Origin of the sequence: Pseudomonas sp. MPB26 (assembly GCF_046605355.1) — a bacterium.
Taxonomy (GTDB): Bacteria; Pseudomonadota; Gammaproteobacteria; order Pseudomonadales; family Pseudomonadaceae; genus Aquipseudomonas; species Aquipseudomonas cedrina.
This window is the reverse complement of sequence record NZ_CP176793.1, coordinates 5,328,733-5,353,551: the sequence shown is the minus strand read 5'-3', so window position 1 is coordinate 5,353,551 and position 24,819 is coordinate 5,328,733. Positions and strand designations below refer to the sequence as shown.

General features: G+C 61.6%; 15 protein-coding genes and 2 riboswitches. Of the genes, 9 read left to right on the top strand and 6 right to left on the bottom strand.

The features are described 5' to 3' along the window. Positions 1-42 precede the first annotated feature (42 nt). Together cobN and cobW are read right to left on the bottom strand one after the other, a co-directional pair. Positions 43-3,804 carry a cobaltochelatase subunit CobN gene (cobN, locus tag ACLH0H_RS24390; protein ID WP_411379981.1) on the bottom strand — a complete coding sequence of 1,254 codons (3,762 nt, stop codon included), beginning with the start codon at positions 3,802-3,804 and terminating at the stop codon, positions 43-45. A 3-nt stretch (positions 3,805-3,807) separates the two neighbouring features. Further along, positions 3,808-4,869 carry a cobalamin biosynthesis protein CobW gene (gene cobW / locus ACLH0H_RS24385; RefSeq protein WP_411379980.1) on the bottom strand — a complete coding sequence of 354 codons (1,062 nt, stop codon included), beginning with the start codon at positions 4,867-4,869 and terminating at the stop codon, positions 3,808-3,810. A 91-nt stretch (positions 4,870-4,960) separates the two neighbouring features. Next, positions 4,961-5,162: riboswitch (cobalamin riboswitch) on the bottom strand. 224 nt (positions 5,163-5,386) lie between these two features. On the opposite strand from cobW, the gene ACLH0H_RS24380 reads away from it, so the two are divergent. From ACLH0H_RS24380 to cobM, 5 genes are all read left to right on the top strand, one after another. After that, the gene (locus ACLH0H_RS24380) at positions 5,387-5,878 is read left to right on the top strand and encodes a hypothetical protein (RefSeq protein WP_411379979.1); all 492 of its coding nucleotides are present in this window, start codon (positions 5,387-5,389) and stop codon (positions 5,876-5,878) included. A gap of 93 nt (positions 5,879-5,971) precedes the next feature. Continuing rightward, a riboswitch (cobalamin riboswitch) is annotated at positions 5,972-6,174 on the top strand. Between the two features lie 94 nt (positions 6,175-6,268). Then, positions 6,269-6,457: a CbtB domain-containing protein gene (locus ACLH0H_RS24375; RefSeq protein ID WP_307400720.1), complete on the top strand. Its 189-nt coding sequence runs from the start codon at positions 6,269-6,271 to the stop codon at positions 6,455-6,457. 11 nt (positions 6,458-6,468) lie between these two features. Continuing rightward, positions 6,469-7,173 carry a CbtA family protein gene (locus ACLH0H_RS24370; protein WP_411379978.1) on the top strand — a complete coding sequence of 235 codons (705 nt, stop codon included), beginning with the start codon at positions 6,469-6,471 and terminating at the stop codon, positions 7,171-7,173. After that, positions 7,170-7,562, top strand: a complete 393-nt coding sequence (locus ACLH0H_RS24365; protein ID WP_411379977.1) for a cobalamin biosynthesis protein — start codon at positions 7,170-7,172, stop codon at positions 7,560-7,562. The genes ACLH0H_RS24370 and ACLH0H_RS24365 overlap by 4 nt, the downstream gene beginning before the upstream one ends. A gap of 69 nt (positions 7,563-7,631) precedes the next feature. After that, positions 7,632-8,378, top strand: coding sequence for a precorrin-4 C(11)-methyltransferase (gene cobM, locus ACLH0H_RS24360; RefSeq protein WP_411379976.1), 747 nt, complete (start codon positions 7,632-7,634; stop codon positions 8,376-8,378). Positions 8,379-8,790: 412 nt separating this feature from the next. Here cobM and nfuA read toward each other — a convergent pair whose 3' ends face one another. Together nfuA and ACLH0H_RS24350 are read right to left on the bottom strand one after the other, a co-directional pair. After that, on the bottom strand, positions 8,791-9,375 hold the full coding sequence (nfuA, locus tag ACLH0H_RS24355) for a Fe-S biogenesis protein NfuA (protein WP_003173594.1): 585 nt from the start codon (positions 9,373-9,375) through the stop codon (positions 8,791-8,793). Positions 9,376-9,434: 59 nt separating this feature from the next. Continuing rightward, on the bottom strand, positions 9,435-10,457 hold the full coding sequence (locus tag ACLH0H_RS24350) for an acyltransferase family protein (RefSeq protein WP_411379975.1): 1,023 nt from the start codon (positions 10,455-10,457) through the stop codon (positions 9,435-9,437). A gap of 270 nt (positions 10,458-10,727) precedes the next feature. Between ACLH0H_RS24350 and metH the strand changes: the two genes are divergently transcribed. Next, positions 10,728-14,438 carry a methionine synthase gene (metH, locus tag ACLH0H_RS24345; protein ID WP_411379974.1) on the top strand — a complete coding sequence of 1,237 codons (3,711 nt, stop codon included), beginning with the start codon at positions 10,728-10,730 and terminating at the stop codon, positions 14,436-14,438. A gap of 4 nt (positions 14,439-14,442) precedes the next feature. Here metH and ACLH0H_RS24340 read toward each other — a convergent pair whose 3' ends face one another. After that, complete coding sequence (locus ACLH0H_RS24340; protein WP_411379973.1) at positions 14,443-21,393, bottom strand: NEL-type E3 ubiquitin ligase domain-containing protein; 6,951 nt, start codon at positions 21,391-21,393, stop codon at positions 14,443-14,445. Positions 21,394-21,564: 171 nt separating this feature from the next. On the opposite strand from ACLH0H_RS24340, the gene ACLH0H_RS24335 reads away from it, so the two are divergent. From ACLH0H_RS24335 to ACLH0H_RS24325, 3 genes are all read left to right on the top strand, one after another. After that, the gene (locus tag ACLH0H_RS24335; protein ID WP_411379972.1) at positions 21,565-21,774 is read left to right on the top strand and encodes a DUF2970 domain-containing protein; all 210 of its coding nucleotides are present in this window, start codon (positions 21,565-21,567) and stop codon (positions 21,772-21,774) included. Positions 21,775-22,184: 410 nt separating this feature from the next. Then, on the top strand, positions 22,185-23,843 hold the full coding sequence (locus ACLH0H_RS24330) for a nitrite/sulfite reductase (RefSeq protein WP_411379971.1): 1,659 nt from the start codon (positions 22,185-22,187) through the stop codon (positions 23,841-23,843). Further along, positions 23,827-24,321, top strand: a complete 495-nt coding sequence (locus ACLH0H_RS24325; RefSeq protein ID WP_186691424.1) for a DUF934 domain-containing protein — start codon at positions 23,827-23,829, stop codon at positions 24,319-24,321. The genes ACLH0H_RS24330 and ACLH0H_RS24325 overlap by 17 nt, the downstream gene beginning before the upstream one ends. A gap of 40 nt (positions 24,322-24,361) precedes the next feature. Here ACLH0H_RS24325 and ACLH0H_RS24320 read toward each other — a convergent pair whose 3' ends face one another. After that, entirely contained in the window at positions 24,362-24,766 is a 405-nt protein-coding gene (locus tag ACLH0H_RS24320) for a MerR family transcriptional regulator (RefSeq protein ID WP_411379970.1), read from the bottom strand. Between the last annotated feature and the right edge of the window lie 53 nt (positions 24,767-24,819).

Genomic DNA, 24,819 nt, shown 5'->3' with positions numbered 1-24,819 from the left:
TTCCCACGCGGAGCGTGGGAACGATCAGTCAGGCGCGGCATCTCAGCTGTCTTCTTCTATATCCAGCAACAGGTTTTCCAGCGCCTCGCGATACGCGCCCGGCTCTTGCCACATTCCGCGCTGCTGGGCTTCGAGCATGCGTTCGGTCATGTCGCGCAGGGCATCGGGGTTGTGCTGTTGCACAAAGTCCCGGGTGTCGGGGTCGAGCAGGTAGGCATCGGCGAGCAAGGCGTATTGGTGATCGTCAATCAGTGCCGTGGTGGCGTCGAAGGCGAACAGATTGTCCACCGTCGCGGCCATCTCGAACGCACCTTTATAGCCGTGGCGCTTCACACCCTCGATCCACTTGGGGTTGGCGGCGCGGGAACGGATCACCCGGTTCAGCTCTTCCTTCAGGGTACGGATCTTCGGCAGGTCCGGCTGGCTATGGTCGCCATGGTAACTGGCGGCCTTGTCGCCACTCAGGGTTTCGACGGCGGCGAGCATGCCGCCCTGGAATTGGTAGTAATCGTTGGAATCGAGCAGGTCGTGCTCGCGGTTGTCCTGGTTCTGCAACACCGCCTGCACCTGGCTCAGACGCTGGGCGAATTGCTCGCGGGCGGCGGTGCCTTCGTCGGAGCCGCCATAGGCGTAGCCGCCCCAATTCAGGTAGACCTCGGCCAGGTCTTCGCGGCTTTGCCACAGGCGACCGTCAATCGCGCCCTGCACGCCCGCGCCATAGGCGCCGGGCTTGGCGCCGAAGATGCGCCAGCCGGCCTGCCTGGCGGCCGCTGCCTGGTCCACACCGGACTCGAGCAGCGCTTCACGCTCACTGCGCACTTTGGCGGCCAGCGGGTTCATATCGTCGGGCTCATCCAGCGCGGCCACCGCCTGCACCGCCGCGTCGAACAGGCGAATCAAGTTGGCGAAGGCATCACGGAAAAAGCCGGACACCCGCAGCGTCACATCCACGCGCGGGCGGTCGAGCAGGCTGACCGGCAGGATTTCAAAGTCATCCACCCTCTGGCTGCCCGTCGCCCATACAGGGCGCACGCCCATCAACGCCATGGCCTGGGCGATGTCATCACCGCCGGTGCGCATGGTAGCGGTGCCCCACACCGACAGGCCGAGTTGGCGCAGGTGATCGCCGTGGTCCTGCAGGTGCCGTTCCAGTATCAGGTTGGCCGACTGAAAACCGATACGCCAGGCGGTGGTGGTGGGCAGGTTGCGCACGTCGACGCTGAAAAAGTTACGCCCGGTCGGCAGCACGTCGAGACGCCCGCGACTCGGTGCGCCACTGGGGCCGGCGGGCACAAAGCGGCCGCTCAGGGCATCCAGCAACCCACGCATCTCCGCCGGGCCGCAGGCGTCCAGGCGTGGCGCAACCACGCTAAGCAGGCTTTCGATGACCGCCTTCACATCCTCCCAACCGGGCGCGTCCAACTGTTCCAGCGGCCCTTGCAGCGCCTGCTCGATCAAGCGGGCCGCGTACAACTCCAGGCGCTCGCGGGTATCGCCGGCGGTGCGCCACAGCTGCGCGTCTATCTGCTGCAATACCCGCGGGCGGCGTTCGGTCCAGGGTTCGGCCAGGGCGCAATCGAGCGGATCAAAGCCCAGCTCGAACGCCTTGGCCAATGCGCGCAGCAAACTTGATTGCGCGCCACGACCATCGCCACGCGGGATGCGCAGCAAGGCAAGCAAGGTGTCGATTCGCAGACGGCCTTGAGGCGACTCGCCAAAGATGTGCAGGCCGTCACGGATCTGCGACTCCTTCAGATCGCACAGGTAAGTGTCCAGGCGCGGCAGCCACACGGCCGCGTCGGCATCGCTCTCCAGCTCCAGCTCCTGGTCGATACGGGTTTCGCGCACCAGTTTGAGGATATCTTTCTGCAGCTCCAGCGCGCGGCGTGGATCGAGCAGCTGTGCTTCGTAATACTCGTCGGCCAACAGTTCGAGGTTCCGCAACGGGCCATAGGTTTCGGCGCGGGTCAGGGGTGGCATCAGGTGGTCGATGATGACCGCCTGGGTGCGCCGCTTGGCTTGGGCGCCCTCCCCCGGATCGTTGACGATGAACGGGTAGATATTCGGCAAGGGCCCCAACAGTGCATCGGGCCAGCAGTTTTCCGAAAGACCGACACCCTTGCCCGGCAGCCATTCCAGGTTGCCGTGCTTGCCCACGTGGATGACGGCGTGGGCGCCATAGGTATGGCGCAGCCAGAAGTAGAACGCCAGGTAACCGTGGGGCGGCACCAGGTCCGGGTCGTGGTAAACGGCGCTGGCATCCACCTGATAACCCCGCGCCGGCTGGATGCCGACAAAGGTCAGGCCCAGGCGCAGGCCGGCGATCATCAGGCGGCCGTCGCGGAACATCGGGTCGCGATGCGGCGTGCCCCAGCGCGCCAGGACCGCTTGGCGGTTGGCTTCGGGCAGGCGCTTGAACATCGTCTCATAGGCGTCCAGGTCCAGGCTTTGATGGCAGGGACGCAGGTCGAGGCTGTCGAGGTCGTTGGTCACGCCGCCGAGCAAGTCGTGGATCAATTCAGTGCCGCTCTCCGGCAGCACCTGGGGCAGCGGATAGCCTTCGGCTTGCAGGGCACGCAGGATATTCAGCGCCGCCGCCGGCGTATCCAGGCCGACACCATTGCCGATACGGCCGTCGCGGGTCGGGTAGTTGGCGAGGATCAGCGCGACGCGTTTGTCTGCGTTAGCCACCCGCGCCAGTTCGACCCAGCGGCGCGCCAGCTCGGCGACGAAATCCATGCGCTCGGGCGCGGCGCGGTAGCACACCACGTCCGACTGGCTGCGCTCGCTGCGCCAGGCCAGGTCCTTGAAGCTGATCGGCCGGCTGATGATGCGCCCGTCCAGTTCCGGCAAGGCGATGTGCATCGCCAGGTCGCGCGGCCCCAGGCCTTGCTCGCTGGCCTCCCAACCGGGCTGGTTGTCCTGGGCACAGATCGCCTGGATCACTGGGATATTGCGGCGAAACGGGCGCAGGTGCGGCGCCTCCGGGCTGGATTGGGCAAAGCCGGTGGTGTTCAGAATCACCGCCGCGCCGACTTCATCCAACCACTCCTCTACGGTCGCCAGGCAACCCGGCTCTTTGAGGCTGGCCACCGCCATCGGCAACGGGTTCAGCCCCGCTGCCTGCAAGCGCTGGCAGAACACCTCGATAAATCCGGTGTTGGCCGCCTGCAAATGTGAGCGATAGAACAGCACCGCCGCCACCGGCCAGTCGGCGTTCCAGTCCGCCTGCCAGTCGCTCAGGCGGGCATTGGCGTGGCGCGGATGGTAAATCGCGGTGCGCGGCAGAGTTTGCGGCTCGGCCCAGGCGTAGTCGCGGCCCAGGTAACCGGCGGCCAGGCATCGATAGAAATCCAGGGCATTGGCCAGCCCGCCCTGGCGCAGGAAGTGCCAGAGGCGGTCGCGTTCCTGCGGCCCTACGGTGCTGAGGCTGCTGAGCTCCGGGTCCGGACGATCGTCTCCCGGCACCAGAATCAGCTGTACGCCGCGCTCGGCCAATTCCACCAGGCGCTCGATGCCATACCGCCAATAGCCGATGCCACCGTGCAGCGAAATCAGGATGACCTTGGCGTGGCGCAGCACTTCATCGACGTACAGGTCGACCGACGCGTGGTTCTGCACCTGCATCGGGTTGGCCAGGCGAAAGGTCGGGTAATCGCCCGGCAGTTGCTGCGCCGCTTCGGCAAGCAGCGCCAGGCTGGAGTCGCCGCTGCACAGGATCACCAGTTCAGCGGGGGTCTGGCCAAGGTCGGCGATGTTGTCGTCCGAGACGAAACCACCGGGCTGGGTCCTGAGCAGGTGCATGGGTCAGGCGCTGAGGGCGGCGCGCAGTTGCGCTTCGAGGCCGGCGGCGTCCAGGTCCTGGCCGATCAGCACCAGGCGTGTGACGCGTGCTTCGTCAAAGCCCCAGGCGCGGTCGAAGTGCTTGTCGAACCGCGTGCCCACGCCCTGGATCAGCAGGCGCATCGGTTTGTTCGGGATCGCCGCGAAACCTTTGACGCGCAGGATGCCGTGCTGCACCACCAATTGGGCCAGGGCGTCGAGCAGCAGGGCTTCGTCGGCTTGCGGCAGGTCGATGGAGATGGAGTCGAAGGCGTCGTGATCGTGGTCATCCTCACCTTCATGGTGATGATCGTGATGGCTGTGGCGCCCGTCGATATGCTCCTCGGAGCCTGCGCCCAGCCCGATCAGCACATCCAGCGGCACGCGACCGCTGCTGGCCTCGATGACTTTCACTGCTGGCGGCAGTTCTTCGGCGACTTCCAGGCGCACGCGGGCCAGGTCTTCGGCGCTGATCAGATCGGCCTTGTTGAGGATCACCAGGTCGGCGCTGGCCAGTTGGTCGGCGAACAGCTCATGCAGCGGCGATTCGTGGTCCAGGTTCGGGTCGAGTTTGCGCTGGGCATCCACCTGGTCCGGGAAGGCCGCGAACGTGCCCGCGGCCACGGCCGGGCTGTCGACCACGGTGATCACCGCGTCAACGGTGCAGGCGCTGCGGATTTCCGGCCACTGGAAGGCTTGCACCAAGGGTTTTGGCAGGGCCAGGCCCGAGGTTTCGATGAGGATGTGGTCAAGATCACCACGACGAGCCACCAATTCGCGCATCACCGGGAAGAACTCTTCCTGCACGGTGCAGCACAGGCAGCCGTTGGCCAGCTCATAGACGCGGCCGTTGGCTTCTTCCTCGGTGCAACCGATGGAGCACTGCTTGAGGATTTCACCGTCGATGCCAAGCTCGCCGAATTCATTGACGATCACCGCGATACGCCGGCCCTGGGCGTTGTCGAGCATATGCCGCAGCAACGTGGTTTTGCCCGAGCCGAGAAAGCCGGTAACGATGGTGACGGGAAGTTTGGCCAGTGTTTTCATCGGATGCCCTTTGGGGCGGGCATACGGGACGATAGGCCCTGCGACGGCGCGCAGCAGCGGATTTCGTCACCGGATCACCCCGCCCGGTTGAATTGAAAATCGGTTGCGAGGCAGGTCTCCTGGCTTGGGGCTTGCGGGTCTTGCGACCGGCACCGGCTGCGCCTTCCCGCCCGTTGAGGCAGTGGCGTGGCAGTCGAATAAACCCTTCACAGTTGCGGGGGCAGCCGCGGCTTGAACCGCGTTCCCTTCTTAGCTTCGACCTGGGCCGAAGAACCTCGAGGGTGCAAGGCTACGCAGTGCGGGGGGGCGGGTCAATGTTGGCGGCCTCCAGCATGCCGCCAGGGCTACGTTAAACAACGAAGAATCCGCAATATGACGACATTAACTTTCAGGAACTGCTTATGGCGCGCACGCCACGGAATCACTGGCTCATCCAGTCCATCTGTGTTGTGAAGCGTTCGCTTCGACAGGCTCTGGATGAGTTATGTCCTTACTGAAACAACCACGAGACAGGCTCATGACCGTATCCGCATCAACCCAAAATACAGCCTATATGCCCACTTATTCATCGGTGAATGAAGCCGCAGTCAAACAGGCTTCAACTGATGATCGAGTCGATCCATCGCGCACCAAACGAGCGGTGCGCAGGGAGAAGGTGTGCCCGCCCATAAGGAAAACTGACTTTCAATTACTGGGGGACATAAAAAAACATTTCCGGGAGTACGCTACCGGCGCAAACGATGAATATGTGAATTTTAATGAGCTAAAAGAGGCGGCCGGACAGCGCCCGACCACTCGAACCTTTTCCCCGGAAGCGACAGCGGCTGCCAAAGAGCTGCTTGACCGACCTACAATCCTTCGCCAGTTAGACATCGGTATCAATTTCCTTGGCTTTGATGGAGCTGAGGACAAAAGATTTGACATGGACAACCTCGACTACATGTTGCGTAGATACTCAAACCAAAAACCGCCGACGGTGTGGTGCAAATACAAGCTGGTTGAGGGTTGATCTGAGTCCGACACTGCCTGCCGCGCCCGAACGCGACAGGCCGGCTTGTTCGCGCCAGACGACCATTTGACGCCCATAACGAGTCCATGTTCTTCTACACATCTTGTTTCGGGTGCCCTTCACAGGGTGAAACGGGAAACCGGTGCGTCATAACGTTATGACCATTCCGGTGCTGCCCCCGCAACGGTAAGCGAGCGAAGCGTCATATCCACTGTGCCCCAGGCATGGGAAGGCGACGTTTTGAGGCAATCAGCCCCTCGCAAGCCCGGAGACCGGCCCGAAAATCAGATAACAAACCCGCGGTGGGCGGGCGCTGTTCAAAACCCTGCGTGCCTGGCTCGCGGGGTTTTCATGCGCTCGTTCGCTCAAGACATTTGAAAGGGACGCGCCATGTCGATCATCAGCAGCACTTCGCACTCCGCCAGCAGCACCACGACCCTGAGCCAACGCCTGGCCGCCGCCATCGGTGCGTCGATTCTCGGCGCCTGCCTGGTGTATTTCGCCGGTTTCTCGCACATTGAGGCGGTGCACAATGCTGCCCACGATACCCGCCACAGCGCCGCGTTCCCGTGCCACTGAGGCCTGCCGACATGATCAAGCGTATTGCGCAAACCGCAGGTTTCACGGGCTTGCTGGCCGCCCTGCTACTGACCCTGCTGCAAAGTTTCTGGGTGGCCCCGTTGATTCTGCAGGCGGAAACCTTTGAACAGGCCCCAGCCGTGATTGAAATTGCGCACAAGCATGCTGCCGGCCCTGCGGCGCACGCCCACGACGCCGAAGCCTGGGAGCCAGAAGATGGCTGGCAGCGCGTGCTGTCCACCACTGGCGGCAATCTGGTTGTCGCCGTCGGTTTTGCCTTGATGCTGGCGGGCCTGTACACCCTGCGCGCGCCGACCCGAACCGCTCACGGCCTGCTGTGGGGCCTGGCCGGCTACGCGACCTTCGTGCTGGCGCCGACCCTGGGCTTGCCGCCCGAGCTGCCGGGCACCGCCGCCGCTGACCTGGCGCAGCGGCAGATCTGGTGGATCGGCACCGCCGCGTCTACCGCTGTTGGAATCGCCCTGGTCGTGTTTGGCCGCAACTGGCTGCTCAAGGCGCTGGGCATGGCGATCCTGGTCGTTCCTCATGTGATCGGCGCGCCGCAGCCGCTGGTGCATTCGATGCTGGCGCCAGAGGCGCTGGAAACGCAGTTCAAGATAGCTTCGCAGCTGACCAACGTCGCATTCTGGCTGGCCCTGGGCCTGATCAGCGCCTGGCTGTTCCGGCGCAACCGCGACGGTCAATACTCGGCATGACGCTGGTGGTCGGCCTGGGTTGCCAGCGAGGTTGCGACGTTCACGCCTTGCTGGTCCTGTTTGACGGCGCCCTAGCCGACGCCGGTATCGAGCGCCCGCGAATCAGTGCGCTGGCCAGTATCGACCGCAAGCAGGATGAACCCGGCCTGCGGGCGCTGGCGGCGCTGTTGAACCTGCCGCTTCAGTGCTTGAGCGTTGGGCAACTGGCGCCTTATGCCGAACACCTGAGCCATAGATCCGCGGTCGCGTTTGCTCATACCGGCTGCTACGGCGTCGCGGAAAGCGCCGCCCTGGCCCTGGCTGAACAGCTCACAGGCAGCCCTGCCCGCCTGCTGATCACCCGCAGGAAAAGCTCCCAAGCCACCTTTGCGTTGGCTTGCGCCGGCTGAAAACCCGATAATCGCCCTCTGCAATCATGAGCAATCTTCATGCTCATACGTTTTTGAACAGGATTTTCCATGACCGTCTACTTCATTGGTGCTGGCCCCGGCGACCCGGAATTGATCACCGTCAAAGGCCAGCGACTGATCCGCAGTTGCCCGGTGATCATCTACGCCGGCTCGCTGGTGCCGGCGGCGGTGCTGGAAGGCCATCAGGCGGACCAGGTGGTCAATAGCGCCGAATTGCATCTGGAGCAGATCGTCGACCTGATCAAGACTGCACACGCGCAAGGCCACGATGTGGCGCGTGTGCACTCCGGCGATCCGAGCCTGTATGGGGCGATCGGCGAGCAGATCCGCCATCTGCGCGAGCTGGGCATCCCGTTCCAGATCATTCCCGGCGTCACGGCGGTAGCGGCGTGCGCGGCGCTACTGGAAACCGAGCTGACCCTGCCGGACATCGCCCAGAGCGTGATTCTGACCCGCTATGCCGACAAGACCCGCATGCCGGCCGGTGAAGACTTCGACAGCCTGGCGCGGCATGGCACCACCATGGCGATTCATCTGGGGGTCAACCATCTGGAGAAGATCGTCGCCGAACTGCTGCCGCACTATGGCGCCGATTGCCCGATTGCCGTGGTGCACCGCGCGACCTGGCCGGATCAGGATTGGGCGGTGGGGACGTTGAGTGATATCGGCGAAAAGGTCGCGGCCAAACGCTTTCGGCGCACGGCGCTGATTATTGTGGGGCGGGTGCTGGCGGACGATAGTTTCAGCGAGTCGTCGCTGTATCGGGCTGGCCATGCGCACCTCTATCGCCCCTGACTAATGTAATCAAAAAGGTGGGAGCTGGCTTGCCTGCGATAGCGGTGTGTCAGCCACCAGATTGGGCGACTGACACACCGCTATCGCAGCATAGGTATCTACACAACTTTCAAAGGCTGACAAATCCCTGTAGTGAGCGGGCTTGTCCCGCGCTGGGCTGCGAAGCGGCCCCAAACCAGGCGAATTGCGTTTGTCTGAAACTGCGCGGTGTCTTTATTGGGGCGGCTTCGCCACCCAGCGCGGGACAAGCCCGCTCACTACATAAATGTGTAGATACCTATGGCTATCGCAGGCAAGCCAGCTCCCACAGTTGATGCGATTTGTCTGATAGATATCGCAAGACCTTGAATTTAAAACATAAAAAAACGGCGCTCACGGGGCGCCGTTTTTTTGTCCGCAGTGAACACCTTACTCAGTAGTAGGCGTTTTCTTTCTGCGTGTGGTCGGTCACGTCACGCACACCCTTAAGCTCTGGAATACGCTCAAGCAGCGTGCGCTCAATGCCTTCGCGCAGGGTCACATCCGCCTGGCCACAGCCCTGGCAGCCGCCGCCGAACTTGAGCACCGCAATGCCGTCCTCAACCACATCGATCAGGCTGACCTGGCCGCCATGGCTGGCCAGCCCGGGGTTGATCTCGGTTTGCAGGTAGTAGTTGATGCGCTCGTTGACCGGGCTGTCGGCGTTGACATTGGGCACCTTGGCGTTCGGCGCCTTGATGGTCAACTGGCCGCCCATGCGATCAGTGGCGTAGTCGACCACGGCGTCATCCAGGAAGGCTTCGCTGAAGGCATCGATATACGCGGTGAAGCTTTTCAGCCCCAGGGCAGTGTCTTCAGGCTTCTCTTCGCCGGGCTTGCAGTAGGCAATGCAAGTCTCGGCGTACTGGGTGCCGGGCTGGGTGATAAAGACGCGAATGCCGATACCTGGGGTGTTCTGCTTGGACAGCAGGTCAGCCAGGTAATCATGGGCGGCGTCGGTAATGGTAATGGCAGTCATGGAAACTCCTCACAGGCTTGCCCGCAGTTTACGCCAAATCATTACAGAGGTACAAAGTCCTAGTATTTTTGTCGGGAAATAATCGCTCTGTCTTCAACACCAAACCAATGCTTGAGCGTGCGATAAGTGCGCTGTTCCAGCCATTGGTAGCTGCCATATGCGCCCACTGCCGTCACTGTGACGCATACCAGCAACATGGCGTAGGGATTTATTCCCATGCGTTCGGCAACAAATTGCCCAACGGCGAGTACCGGCACATGGATCAAATACACCGAATAGGAACAATCTCCGAGCACCTTCAAAAACCGCGCCCCCTGAAAGTAAGGCTCCAGCGCTACACAACTAATGACCAATACCGCGCTGGGTACGCCCCATTCCAATGCACGCGGTATATCCGCCCCGTAATAAACCGCCATTGACGCAACCACGATGCCCAGTAACGGCAGCCACGGCCTGGATCGGCACAGCCCACGGCGATACAGCATGCCGATCACTATGCCCATCAGGAACTCCAAGACGATGCCGTTGCTGTAAAAACCGCTGGCCAAGCCCAGGTCTGGGCCGATGTAGCACACCAGACACAGCAGGGTTGCCACTACCCACAGCCGAAAGGACTCGCGCACCAGCAGCGCGAAGGAGAACAGCGCATAGAACAACATCTCGAAATTCAGAGTCCACCCGACACCCAATAGTGGATAGACCTCCACACCCGGTTCGCTTGGAGCAGCGATGAACAGCAGCGACATGAGCACATAACTCAACTCCAACTGCTCATAGGGAAACATCGAGGGCAAGGCCGCCACCAGAAGCACCATGATCAAGGTATAGAACCAGTACGCAGGAACGATTCTCGCCACACGCATAAGCATGAAGCGCCAAGGGGTCAGCGCTTTGTCCGCAGTCGCAAGGAAGATCACAAAACCACTGATGACAAAAAAAATATCGACTCCGATACCGCCTTTATCGGCCACCAGGTACTCCAACGCGTTATGGGCCTCAAAGTCGAAAAATAACTGCATGAAGTGCACACCCACCACAATCCATGCAGCGAAGGCGCGTAATGCCTGCACTGAAATCAACATGCCGGAGTACCTTTTCCCAATCCTGCAAGGCAAATATCCGACTGCTTCAGCACCCGCTTAGAGAGATGACCGGATCAATGAGAGTAGTTATAGGTGCTCATGGCGGCGCATGTCCAATTCAGGTGTCGTTGTGATGGATATACCCGTGTTTTGATCGAATCATTACGCCTCCAAACATGAGCCAGATTCATGCAAATTGCCCACATGCTCCAAATCGGCACAGGTTTGTTATGATTCATGCCCTCCGTAATGCCTGACCAGAGTAGTCCCATGTCCGATCGTAGCGTTCGTCTGCAAGCCCTTCATCAAGCCCTCAAGGAACGTATCCTGATCCTCGACGGCGGCATGGGCACGATGATCCAGAGCTACAAGCTCGAGGAGCAGGACTACCGTGGCAAACGCTTCGCCGATTGGCCGAGCGACGTCAAGGGCAACAACGACCTGCTGGTGATCACCCGTCCGGACGTGATCGGCGGCATTGAAAAAGCCTACCTGGATGCCGGCGCCGACATCCTTGAGACCAACACCTTCAACGCCACCCGCATCTCCATGGCCGACTACGGCATGGAAGAACTGGCCTACGAACTCAACGTGGAAGGCGCACGTCTGGCACGCAAAATAGCCGACGCCAAGACGGCCGAGAACCCTGCCAAGCCGCGCTTCGTCGCTGGCGTGCTCGGCCCTACCAGCCGCACCTGCTCGTTGTCGCCGGACGTGAACAACCCCGGCTACCGCAACGTGACCTTCGATGAGCTGGTGGAAAACTACACCGAGGCCACCCAGGGCCTGATCGAGGGCGGCGCCGACCTGATCCTGATCGAAACCATCTTCGACACCCTCAACGCCAAAGCCGCGATCTTCGCCGTGCAGGGCGTGTTCGAAGCGCTGGCTATCGAACTGCCGATCATGATCTCCGGCACCATCACCGATGCGTCCGGCCGCACCCTCTCGGGCCAGACCACCGAAGCGTTCTGGAACTCCGTCGCCCACGCCAAGCCGATTTCGGTGGGCCTGAACTGCGCCCTGGGCGCCAGCGAACTGCGTCCGTACCTGGAGGAGTTGTCCAACAAGGCCAACACCCATGTGTCTGCGCACCCCAACGCCGGCCTGCCCAACGAATTCGGCGAGTACGATGAATTGCCGTCGGAAACCGCCAAGGTCATCGAAGAATTCGCCCAGAGCGGCTTTCTCAATATCGTCGGCGGCTGCTGCGGCACCACGCCGGGCCATATCGAAGCCATCGCCAAGGCCGTGGCCGGTTACGCGCCGCGCCCAATCCCGAACATCCCCAAGGCCTGCCGCCTGTCGGGCCTGGAGCCGTTCACCATTGATCGCAGCTCATTGTTCGTCAACGTCGGTGAGCGCACCAACATCACCGGCTCCGCACGCTTTGCCCGCCTGATCCGTGAAGACAACTACACCGAAGCCCTCGAAGTCGCCCTGCAGCAGGTGGAAGCCGGCGCCCAGGTGATCGACATCAACATGGACGAGGGCATGCTGGATTCGAAGAAGGCCATGGTGACCTTCCTCAACCTGATCGCCGGCGAACCGGACATCTCCCGTGTGCCGATCATGATCGACTCCTCCAAGTGGGAAGTGATCGAGGCCGGCCTCAAGTGCATCCAGGGCAAGGGCATCGTCAACTCCATCAGCATGAAGGAAGGCGTGGAGCAGTTCATTCACCACGCCAAGCTGTGCAAGCGCTACGGCGCGGCCGTGGTGGTGATGGCGTTCGACGAAGCCGGCCAGGCCGACACCGAGGCGCGCAAGAAGGAAATCTGCAAACGCTCCTACGACATCCTGGTCAATGAAGTCGGCTTTCCGCCGGAAGACATCATCTTCGACCCAAACATCTTCGCGGTCGCCACCGGCATCGAAGAGCACAACAACTACGCCGTCGATTTCATCAACGCCTGCGCCTATATCCGCGACGAGCTGCCGTATGCGCTGACCTCCGGCGGCGTGTCCAACGTGTCGTTCTCGTTCCGTGGCAACAACCCGGTGCGTGAGGCGATCCACTCGGTGTTCCTGCTATATGCGATCCGCAACGGCCTGACCATGGGTATCGTCAACGCCGGCCAGTTGGAGATCTACGATCAGATCCAGGCCGAGCTGCGTGATGCGGTGGAAGACGTGGTGCTCAACCGCACCCCGGAAGGCACCGACGCCCTCCTCGCCATCGCCGATAAATACAAGGGCGACGGCAGCGTCAAGGAAGCCGAGACCGAAGAATGGCGTGGCTGGCCGGTGAACAAGCGCCTGGAACACGCGCTGGTCAAGGGCATTACCACGCACATTGTCGAAGACACCGAGGAGTCCCGGCTGTCGTTCGCGCGCCCGATCGAAGTGATCGAAGGCCCGCTGATGTCCGGCATGAACATCGTCGGCGACCTGTTCGGCGCGGGCAAGATGTTCCTGCCTCAGGTGGTGAAGTCCGCCCGCGTGATGAAACAGGCCGTGGCCCACTTGATCCCGTTCATCGAGTTGGAAAAAGGCGACAAGCCCGAAGCCAAGGGCAAGATCCTGATGGCCACGGTGAAGGGCGACGTGCACGACATCGGCAAGAACATTGTCGGCGTGGTGCTCGGCTGTAATGGTTATGACATCGTCGACCTCGGCGTGATGGTGCCGGCGGAGAAAATCCTGCAGGTGGCCAAGGAACAGAAGTGCGACATCATCGGGCTGTCCGGCCTGATCACGCCGTCCCTGGACGAGATGGTGCATGTGGCCCGCGAGATGCAGCGCCAGGACTTCCACCTGCCGTTGATGATCGGTGGCGCCACCACCTCCAAGGCCCACACGGCGGTTAAGATCGAACCCAAGTACAGCAATGACGCCGTCATCTACGTGACCGACGCTTCCCGCGCGGTGGGCGTGGCCACGCAGTTGCTGTCCAAGGAATTGAAGCCGGCATTTGTCGAGAAGACCCGCCTGGAATACATCGATGTGCGTGAGCGCACCTCCAACCGCAGCGCCCGCACCGAACGCCTGAGCTACCCGGCGGCGATCGCCAAGAAGCCGCAGTTCGACTGGAGCAGCTACACCCCGGTGGTGCCGACGTTTACCGGCGCCAAGGTGCTGGACAATATCGACCTCAACGTCCTGGCCGACTACATCGACTGGACGCCGTTCTTTATCTCCTGGGACCTGGCCGGCAAATTCCCGCGCATCCTTACCGATGAAGTGGTGGGTGAAGCCGCCACCGCGTTGTACGCCGACGCCCAGGAAATGCTGCGCAAGCTGATCGACGAAAAGCTCATCAGCGCCCGTGCCGTATTTGGTTTCTGGCCGACCAACCAGGTGCAGGACGATGACCTGGAAGTCTATGGCGACGACGGCCAGCCGATCGCAAAGCTGCACCATCTGCGCCAGCAGATCATCAAGACCGACGGCAAGCCGAACTTCTCCCTGGCCGACTTCGTGGCGCCCAAAGACAGCGGCGTGACGGACTACATCGGTGGTTTCATCACCACCGCCGGCATCGGCGCCGAAGAAGTGGCCAAGGCTTATCAGGATGCGGGCGACGATTACAATTCGATCATGGTCAAGGCCCTGGCCGACCGCTTGGCCGAGGCCTGCGCCGAGTGGCTGCACCAGCAGGTGCGCAAGGATTACTGGGGTTATGCCAAGGACGAACAGTTGGATAACGAAGCACTGATCAAAGAGCAGTACAGCGGCATCCGCCCTGCCCCCGGCTACCCGGCGTGCCCGGACCACACCGAGAAAGCCCAGTTGTTCCAGCTGCTCGACCCCGAGGCGCGGGAGATGCACGCCGGCCGCAGCGGCGTGTTCCTCACCGAACACTACGCGATGTTCCCAGCGGCGGCAGTCAGCGGCTGGTACTTCGCCCACCCGCAGGCGCAGTACTTTGCCGTGGGCAAGGTCGACAAGGACCAGGTGCAAAGCTACACCGCGCGCAAGGGTCAGGACCTGGCCGTGACCGAGCGCTGGCTGGCACCGAACCTGGGGTACGACAACTGATTGACTAACGGCCCAGCGCGGCGATTTCGCGCGCTGACAGCTGAGTCATCAAGGCCTGCCGTTCATCCTCGTTGGCCTTCTGCAGGGTGTCCATTTTCTGCAGATACTCCGGGTTGATCTCGGGGTATTGGTCTTCCAGCGCCGAGGCTTCGCTTTCAAGGACTTGTTGCAGCCTGGCGAAGTCGTCGGGATATTTGTCCTGCAAGTACTGTTTCCAGTACGGGCGCGCAATCAGTTGTTCCTCGAATGCCGGTGTCTGCTCCTGCGCGAGAATATGCTGGTAAGCCGCGTCCAGATCCGCCTGCACCACCCGTGACAGGGATCGATAAATCATGCCCTTGGGCTGCTTCGGCAGCGCCAGGCGCTGGGCCAGACCGACTCGGTAAGCCAGACGAATCTCGGCGGGGTCGGTGGCCGGGTTGAGTCGAATGCGCTCGCTGGCGATCGCTTCCAACTCGGCCAGACGGAACAGTCCCCTGGAGAGGTTGAGCAAGGCACGGCCTTTGTCGGTGGGGTCAATTTCCCGCAAGGCCTTGACTTCATACACCTCCACCTCCAATGCGTTGAACAACAACATACGGCCATCCCCGCAGGTCTCGCGATGCCTCGACGCCCGGGCGATGCTCATCAGCCGTTCACGCAGGGCCGGATCGGCATACGCGCCCTCGACAACGTCCCAGACCCGCTCGGCAAGGCCGGCGCGATCCTGCATAAAGTCGTGGGTGTGGCGCAGTTGCGCAAGAATATTGGCGAAATCCCCCGTCTGGTCGGCGGCCATCACCGCATCCCACATCTCGTGCTTCTCGGAATCTGCCGCTACGCCCTCAAACCAGCGATTTTTCTGAGTGGGCTGATCTTCCAGCTCAGGGTGAACGTCAGCGCCCTCATCGTCAAAAAAATCAGGGTCGTTGGCTAACAATTCGCGGTCGATCTGCCCGGCGGTAAAACCCAACCCTTGTCCGGTTTCGCGCAGGTGTTCACGTAGCGCAACCAGTTCTTCCGCCATCAACGGGTTATCGGACAAGTCAGTGCCCTCCATCAAGTCTGCATGTTGCGGTTCAAACGCGGTGCGAGGGATCGTCTCAAACTCGTTGCCCCGCAGGTTGAGACGCCTCAGCGCGGGGGCCTCCAGAGCACCTGCCGGCCAGTCGGTCAACCGATTGCGGTTCAAATCGAGGTGTTGCAAGCGATCAAGGCCCGTCACGTCAAACTCAAGCAGTTGGTTCCCGCCCAGGTCCAGTGTTTGCAAACGCGGCAAGGTTCGCAGGACGCGTTGCAACGGTCCGCTCTCCGTCAGCCCGTTATTGTTGACACCCAACTGGGTAAGGTCGGTCAGCTGCGTTACGGATTCGGACAATTCACCCAGCGGGTTGCCATTAAGCATCAAGCGGTTCAACCGTGGAAAAGCCTGCAGAAATGCATCTGGCACACCCGTAAGCACTGAACCGCTCAAGTCCAGCGCATCAACGTGGCTGAAACTGACCTCCAGCTCCGGCAGGTCGCCCAGGTTAAGGCCGCTCAAGTCAACGCTCCGGGAAGCTGCGGCCCCCGTGACAGACACGTCGCGCAGCGCTTCTCGCCAGCAGGACAGCAGGCGATCAGCGGCACGCCGACGGTCGGTGGCGTTCGCCCAGCCCTCACGGATACGCGTCGCAGGGCGATCGATCCAGGCATTCAGATCCCGGACCATTGTCGCGTGCTGCGTCTGCCACCGCAGCAACGCGGCTTCAATGTCCATGGCGCCCACTTCTTGCGCGAGCCAGGTGTCGATTCGCTGAACGGCTTGGGCGGTATCAAGCTGTGGATCAAGCCGCTGCAGGCGCTCGGCGGAGGTCAAAGGCAGCTCTGGCTCTGCGCCAGGCGCTGGCAGCAGCAGATCGGGGTGCTGCGCGACCTCCACCGGGAAGAACTCCGGTTCGCCGCCGGTCCTGCCGGCGGCCAGCAAGCCTCGCTCGATCCCCAACGGGTTGACGAACATGGTCGCCAACGGTGTTCCGGGGCCGGTACTGGTGGCGAACGCCTGCGCCCTGGCGAGCGCCTGCGGGCTTAACTGGCAACCGCGCAAAGCAGTGCCTGCCAGCAGGACGTCATGCCCCACCCACACGGCCTCCGGAATGTTGTTGACCGCGCTGTAACTCAGGTCAAGGAAGCGCAGCCGTGGCAGGCTCAGCACGCCTTCAGGCCATGCCGTGATCTGCGTTCTCGACAGATTCAGCGAAATCAACTCGGTCAGCGAGGCAACCGTCAGGCTGCCAACGCGATTTCGCGAGAGGTCCAGGCGCTGCAGCGCACTCAAGCGGTTCAACCGGGCCTGTATCGGCGTGGTGATCGTCAGTTGATTGCCAGACAGGTTCAGCTCGCTGAGGTGCCTCAGCGCTTCCAGGGCCTGGGGCAGTTCGGTGAGGTGGTTGCTACTCAGATCAAGTTCACGAAGCTGAGGAAACCGACTCAGAAACTCATTCAGTTGTGTGGTCGTCAGGTCGAGCCCGCCCAGTTTCAGGCGGCGTATGTGCGCAAAGACGGCGTCGTTCAACGCCGGCAAGTCTCCGGGAGCACCGTACCCGGTCAAGTCCAGCGTCTCTGCTATCCCGCCCTCCGAGCGGCCTCGGGACGGCCCCGCCACAGGCTCGCGGGGTACAAACCTGGCCCGCTGTGCGTCGCGCCAACACGCTTGCAGCCTGTCCGCCAGCAACGCGCGCTCATGTTCAGGCATTTGCACACCGGCCACCCGTGGACCGGCCAGGTTGCCCCACTGCGTCAAGGCGGCATCCACGTCGCGATATTCCTGATGCAGTGCCTCGACCCTGGCCAGCAGCGCAGGGCCCGACAGCCCCTCTTGCTCAAGCGCGGCGAAGGCATTGACCACGAAGGCTTCATCGCGGGGCACCATGCTCTCCAGGCGGCCCTTGCAGTAATCCCCCAGCATCTTCGCCTCATCCACCAGATGGGCCGGATTTTGATAGAGATACTCGAACGCCCGCATGAACGCCTGCGGTTCCAGGGCTTTCCAGTTCAACAACACGCCACGCCATAGGCGTTCGTGCCCGCTGAACAATGCATCGGGCAGCGATGAAATGCGTGTGAGCGACAGATCCACTGACTCAAGCCTGTCGAGCGCCAGAAGGCCGGTCGGCCAATCGCGCAGGTTTCCACTCAGCGTGAGCTTACGCAACGCCGTGTAGACGCCGTAGTCCAGCACCGGGAGGCTCCCGCGCAGGTATAACTCCTGCAACTGGGTCATGCCCTGGAGCGCCCGAGTCAGTGCCGGTGAATAGGTCGTGAGTCCTTCCTGCAGCTCAAGTCCGAGCTCGGTAATGTGATTGAGTGCAGTCAACTGGTCGGCGAGGCCTGCCATGCCCTCCCCGCCGACTTGTATCTGGAGTCTCGCCAACGAGCTGAAGCGTGGCACAAGCGTGCCTTCAGCCACCTGGCGACTGTCTATCATCAACGTGCGCACATGGGAAAAATCGGCGGTCCACGTCGGTAGTTCTTCAGCGCCAGACAGCGAGAGCCAGTGCGTAGGCGTCTGCCCGCGATAAAGCCCGCCTCGCCAGCAGGTAATGATTCGATTGGCGACTGAACGTCGGCTGTTCCAGTCATACCGAGACTGCGATGCCGCACTTTCGACCCAACTCTCCAGCACCGTGTTTAACCCTTCAAACTCCCTGCGACGGCTCTCCAACAGATGGAACACCTGCTGATCGCTGTCGCCCGCCAGCTGGCGGCTCCTGATGAATTGCAACGCTTGGTCATCATCGATATTGGGGTAAATATCCCGCACCCTGGCGACCAGTGGCGCATCCGCGAATCCCGCAACATCACCGCTGGCCGCGTAGCCAACCCGGCCCGGGGTGCGCAGCAAGCGTCCGGCACCGTCGCTGGGCGCTTCGCGCTTGAGGATTCGCGACATGACCTCACGATTGCTGCACGCGTAGTCGATCACCTGCTGGCGCAAGGCTTCGCTCGGCGTTTCCCCCAGTGAACGGCGCCATGTCTCAGGCACCACGTGCAGCAGCGACTCAAACAGATTGCGGCCATACCCGGCAGCGCTGTTCAACGCCCTGCCCTCAGCGCCCATGGCTATAAAACGATCCCCTTCCTTGACCAGGTAATACCGCGACAACGCCTGCTCACTGCCGATGCTGTCCACCAGCGGCCCGCTGATGCCAAACGCGCGCACTTCTACCCGAATATCCGCCGGCCAGCCGGGCATGTGCTCCAGGCTGTGCAAGGCCAACCGATCACTGGCGGTGGACGCCAGGTTTTCCAGGTACAGGCCGGCGAGCGCCCGACTCAAGCCGCTCTGATGCAACTGCACGCGAATCGCCTTGGCCAGCCGCAGGGGAACGCGCCCGGTGCTGCGCAATTGGCTCAACTCATCGGCGCTGGCACCAGCCAGTACAGGCTGCGCGGCCTCTGGCGACAGTGACCGAAAACTGCGCTGAAGCAATCCGGTGTCGGCATCTGGCGCGGCTTGCCCACTCAAGAGGCTGTCGAACAGTGACTTGCTTCGGCCTTGTGCGTGATCGGCCAAGCGGTCCCTGAGCCGTTGCAGACGATCGACGTGCGGCTGGGCAGCGTCAGGACCCAGCACACGGTTGGCCTGGGTTTCGTCGAGGGCTGCAAGGATTTTCTCCGGCAACTTTCCGGCGGCGACCTCTGACCGGGTAATGCTGACCGACTGTTTTGCATTGACCGCGCCGTAGCGTTTTGACGTCGCCCAGGATTCGGGGCTGCTTAACACCTCGATCCCCACCTCAAGCGGCCACCCCGGCAATTCCACAGCCAGTGGAACCATGAACTGGCCAGGCGCGCCCATTCTGGCTCCCTCGCGGACTTGCCCGATCACTTCGTCCACTTGTCGGTCGGCCTCGTACAACCGTGCCACTTCCGCAAACGCCGGGGACGGCGCCTGATTATCCACGTGCAGCGCACGCAGGGCTTCGTCATTGACGCCGCTGACCTCGGCGATCTGTTCCACTTGTGCGTCGGTAAAGCGCTCCATATGCGGCCCGGTGCGCCGCAGCAGCGCCAGACGCTGCCACTCCAGCGGTCGCTCCAGGCTATGGCGCCAGGCGCCGTGACCGTTGTGCCGCAAAATCGGCTGGTAGGCATCTATTTCGTGGGGATGCTTGATGCGCCATTGCTTGATCGCGGGGTCGAAGATCTTTTCGTAGGAATGACCTTCCAGCGTGATGTAAGTCTTGCCGGCGACCTTGTACTGCCCCAGCGCATTGGGTTTGAGGCCCTTGAGCGAAATGCTGCTCTTGTACACAGAGAGATCGGGATGCCACAAACGCAGCTTGCCGAAAGGCGACCGCACCCGTGCCATCCCATTGACGAACCTCGACGGCAGGATCGGCGGCGCCTTGGCCGCCACGGCGCCCAGCGCTGCCATGTACGCGACGTTCTGCATGACCGACGTCAGGTGCGCCCAGGCTTCCTCACTGTCGCCGGCGCTCCACGCCTCGACCCCTTGATACACCTCGTAACCGAGCTGCAAGGCGGTGACCGCCATCATCACCTCGCCCAACCCAGGCACGAAGAACGCGGCGACGTTGAGTACGTTCAACCCCCATTCGGCCCAATGCATCAGGCGCTGGGTCCAGGCCGCGTGGTCAACCTCAGCGGTGGGCACCGCCAGCAGCTTCGCGCTGGACTTGAGCCGTGCCAGGTGCTTTGCGTAGAGATGGTCGAACACGTCGGTTTCTATGAATGACTCTTTGGGGTGCAGTTTTACAGCGTCGTTCCAGACCGATTCGTAAATTCCATGCATGAAGACCGCAGGGTTGTAGTTCGGGCCCGGGTACACGGGATTCGGGTTCCACCGCAAGACTTTCAACTCGCTTTTGAGGCGTTGAAAAAATGTCGGCGCTTCATTCTGGGACAAGAGCCCAGCGAAAAAGCGCTGGTAGTTGGATGAACGCAAATTGACCGCCAACGCCGTCAAAAACGCCTCAAGCGAACGGTATTCCTTGACCGGCGCCAGGGGGTCGCCCGGGATGTACACGATGATCCGACTGGAAACGAGCAGCGACTCGTACTGCCTGACTTTGGGAGGAACGAAATCGGTGACGACTGCCCGCCTGCGCAAGGCGGTACTGATAATGACCACGTCGTTCACGTCCGCCCCCAGCAGATTCAGTTGGCTGTAAGCCACCGACCAGCCATGAAACGATGGCGCGGGCGAGCCATCGAGTATCGCGAGCAACGTAGTGTGGGCCGTTTCGCTGATTGCGTCGCGCATCCGGGCGATATGGGCCTGGACCCGCAACGTATCCTTGTTGGCGTCGATCATCTGCTGGCGCACCTGCGCCGCGGTAGCGGGCGCTTCAAACACAGCGCTCAGGTGTGCCTGGTACTGTTTACCCAGATCCAGCCGGCGGCACAGGCTGGCGAACGCCGCAGGCTTGATCGCCAACCTGTCGCGCAGGTGATAGCGAACTTTTCCAAACGGATAGGTATCGCGCTTTTCGTAAAGAATCTGCTCCAGCGAGCCCGCTGGCGCCAGCCCGCTGGTTTCCTGCAACACGACATCGTCAAACGACTCATCGGCCTCGAAATTGTGCAGCGCCGCTTGCAGCAACGATTGCTGCTCCACACGGTGGTACGCACGCAGATGGTAAAGCACAGTGTTGTTGACGTCGGGCGCCAGATCGAACTGCTTGCCCATGGCTTCGAGCAGCAGCGGCTCGCTGAACTCGGTGATGCCTTTAAACGCCTTCAGCGCCGTGGCCATCGCCTGGGTTGACGCCTGGCGCCGTGCGCCGCTGTCGATCAACGCCTGACGCAGTGACGGGCTGGCGGCAGCGTATTGCTCGGGGAACGCTTGCCGCAATTGCTGCACCGGGTCGCGGGCGCGGTGCAACGCCTGGATATCGGGTGCAGCCAGGTGCTTGATCCATCCAGGCAAGTTGGCCTTGATGAAAGAAGCATGAAATGAAGGGACGGGCATGTCGCGGATTCCTGATTCGTCATGAAGAACCCTCAGAAAACCACGCCAACGGCGCCCCAAAGCGGTGCACTCTTATGGCAGGGAAGCAGACCAGGCAAAGAGGCGGCGCGCTGCGCTCAAGCCCGTCGGATTGTCTATGCTGTTCCTCACACACCTTGTGGTGAGGGACCTATGGACGAGCACAAACCTCCGACCTTCTGGCAAATGCTGCACAGCGTGGTCGCCGCAGCATTCGGCGTGCAAAGCGGTAAAAACCGCGCACGCGACTTCACCCATGGCAAGCCCAGCCACTTTGTGATTCTGGGCATTCTATTTACCGCAGTGTTTGCGCTGACGCTGTTTGGCATCGTCAAGCTGGTGCTGCACGTGGCAGGGGTGTAAACCGGATCAAAAATGTGGGAGCTGGCTTGCCTGCTCCCACATGGGTTTGTCACTGGTGATATTTACTGGTGGCTGACCCAGAACACAGCAATGCCCACCACCAGGATAATCAGGAACAGAATGGCCCACGCGTCCACGGTACTGTCGGGCTTACGGGCTTTTGTCGGATTGCTCATCGCATCGCCTCTTATCGGTTTTATAGGTGACTGCATCAAGACTCGATCACAGTAAAGTTCAAACTTGCCCTTATGACAACTGTGGGTATCGCGAGAGTGATTCCAGATAGTCGATTTGGTTATTTGCATATACTCAAACATCACTTTTGCGCATAAACACAACCTGTTATCGTGCGCCGGCTCCCGTTGGGAGTGCGCGGCCGTGCGCGCAGATTTGCCGAGAACAGGACCTATATGTACGTATACGACGAATACGATCAGCGCATCATCGAGGACCGCGTCAAGCAGTTCCGTGATCAGACCCGACGCTATCTGGCAGGTGAACTGAGCGAAGAAGAGTTCCGCCCTCTGCGCCTGCAAAATGGCCTTTACGTTCAGCGCTTTGCGCCGATGCTGCGGGTGGCCGTGCCCTATGGCCAACTGACGTCGCGCCAGACGCGGATGATGGCCAAGATTGCCCGCGACTTCGACAAGGGCTACGCCCACATCAGTACCCGCCAGAACGTACAGTTCAACTGGCCGGCGCTGGAAGATGTGCCGGACATCCTGGCTGAACTGGCCACCGTGCAGATGCACGCCATCCAGACCAGCGGTAACTGCCTGCGCAACGTGACCACCGACCAATTCGCAGGCGTTGCCGCCGACGAGCTGATCGACCCACGCCCCTGGTGCGAAATCGTCCGCCAATGGACGACGTTCCACCCCGAGTTCGCTTACCTGCCCCGCAAGTTCAAGATCGCCATCAATGGCTCGACCTCGGACCGCGCCGCCATCGAAGTGCACGATATTGGCCTGGAGCCGGTGCACAACGCCGCAGGCGAGCTGGGCTTTCGCGTACTGGTCGGTGGCGGCCTCGGGCGTACCCCGGTGGTCGGCGCGTTCATTAACGAGTTCCTGCCGTGGCAGGACCTGTTGAGCTACCTCGACGCCATCCTGCGGGTCTACAACCGCTATGGCCGTCGTGACAACAAGTACAAGGCCCGGATCAAGATCCTGGTAAAAGCGCTGACCCCTGAAGTGTTCGCACAGAAAGTCGACGCTGAAATGGAGCACCTGCGCGGCGGCCAGACCACCCTGACCGAAGCCGAAGTGCACCGCGTGGCCAAGCATTTCGTTGACCCTCAATACAAGGCCCTGAGCAATCAGGACGCCGAGTTGGCAGCGCTGGATAAAGAACATCCGGGTTTCGCCCGCTGGCGTGGCCGCAACACCCTGGCGCACAAGAAGCCGGGCTATGTGGCGGTGACCCTGTCGCTCAAGCCTACCGGTGTCGCCCCTGGCGATATCACCGACAAGCAGCTCGACGCCGTCGCCGACCTGGCCGACCGCTACAGCTTCGGCCAACTGCGCACCTCCCACGAGCAGAACATCATCCTCGCGGACGTCGAGCAGAGCCAACTGTTCACACTGTGGGGCGAGCTGCGCGAAGGCGGTTTCGCCACGCCGAACATCGGCCTGCTGACCGACATCATCTGCTGCCCGGGCGGCGACTTCTGCTCCCTGGCCAACGCCAAGTCGATCCCGATCGCCGAATCGATCCAGCGTCGTTTCGACGACCTGGACTACCTGTTCGACATCGGTGAGCTGGACCTGAACATCTCCGGCTGCATGAACGCCTGTGGCCACCACCACGTCGGCCATATCGGCATCCTGGGCGTGGACAAGAAAGGCGAAGAGTTCTACCAAGTGTCCCTGGGTGGCAGCGCCAGCCGCGATGCGAGCCTGGGCAAGATCCTCGGCCCATCCTTCGCCCAGGAAGCCATGCCCGAGGTGATCGGCAAGCTGATCGATGTGTACATCGAACAGCGCACCGAAGATGAACGTTTCATCGACACCTACCAGCGCATCGGCATTGACCTGTTCAAGGAGCGCGTCTATGCAGCGAATCATTAAGAACAACGAAGTCGTCGACGAAACCTGGCACCTGCTGCCCAAGGACGCGAGCTTCGACGGCATCTCCAACTGCGACGACCTGATCGTGCCGTTGGTGCTGTGGCGCGAACATGGCCACGCCCTCAAGGCCCGCGACGGCGGCCTGGGTGTATGGCTGGACGCCGATGAAGAAGCCGAGGAGATCGGTGACGACGTGGAACATTTCCAGGTTATCGCCCTGAACTTCCCGGCCTTCACCGACGGCCGCAACTACTCCAACGCGCGGCTGCTGCGTGACCGTTACGGTTACAAAGGCGAGCTGCGGGCGATTGGCGATGTACTGCGCGACCAGCTGTTCTACCTGCGCCGCTGCGGGTTCGATGCCTTCGCCCTGCGCGCCGACAAAGACCCGTACGAAGCGCTGGAAAGCCTCAAGGACTTCTCGGTGACGTACCAGGCCGCGACGGACGAACCGCTGCCGCTGTTTCGCCGGCGCTGAGCCTAAGGCTATAGAGAAGCCCTGGCATGCCAGGGCTTTTTCATGGGTTGAACTTGATCGACGCCAGCACCTGCTGCTGCCCCATTGAACACGTACCCCCTTCCGGCTGCGCCCGCACCACTTCGATCACGCCCAGCAACTGCGCCTTGCTATGGGCCAACTGCGCCTGCATCTGTTCGATCTGCGCCACCTTGCGCTCAAGCGCTTCGATCAGCACCTCGCGCTTATGCTCTCCCGGCGCGGGCATCAACGCCTTGAGTTCCTGCAAGGTGAAGCCGGCTTGCTGCGCGCTCTGGATCAATTGCAGGGTGTGCAACGCCTGCGGTGCATAGCGCCGATAGCCATTGGCCTGGCGCCCCACCTGGCTGATCAGCCCTTCGGCTTCATAGAAGCGGATACGCGACGCCGCCAGCCCACTCTGTTTTGCCAACTCACCTATGTTCATCACAACGCCTGCTTGACATTAAAGTTAACTTTAAGCTTAGCCTGGGGCCTCCC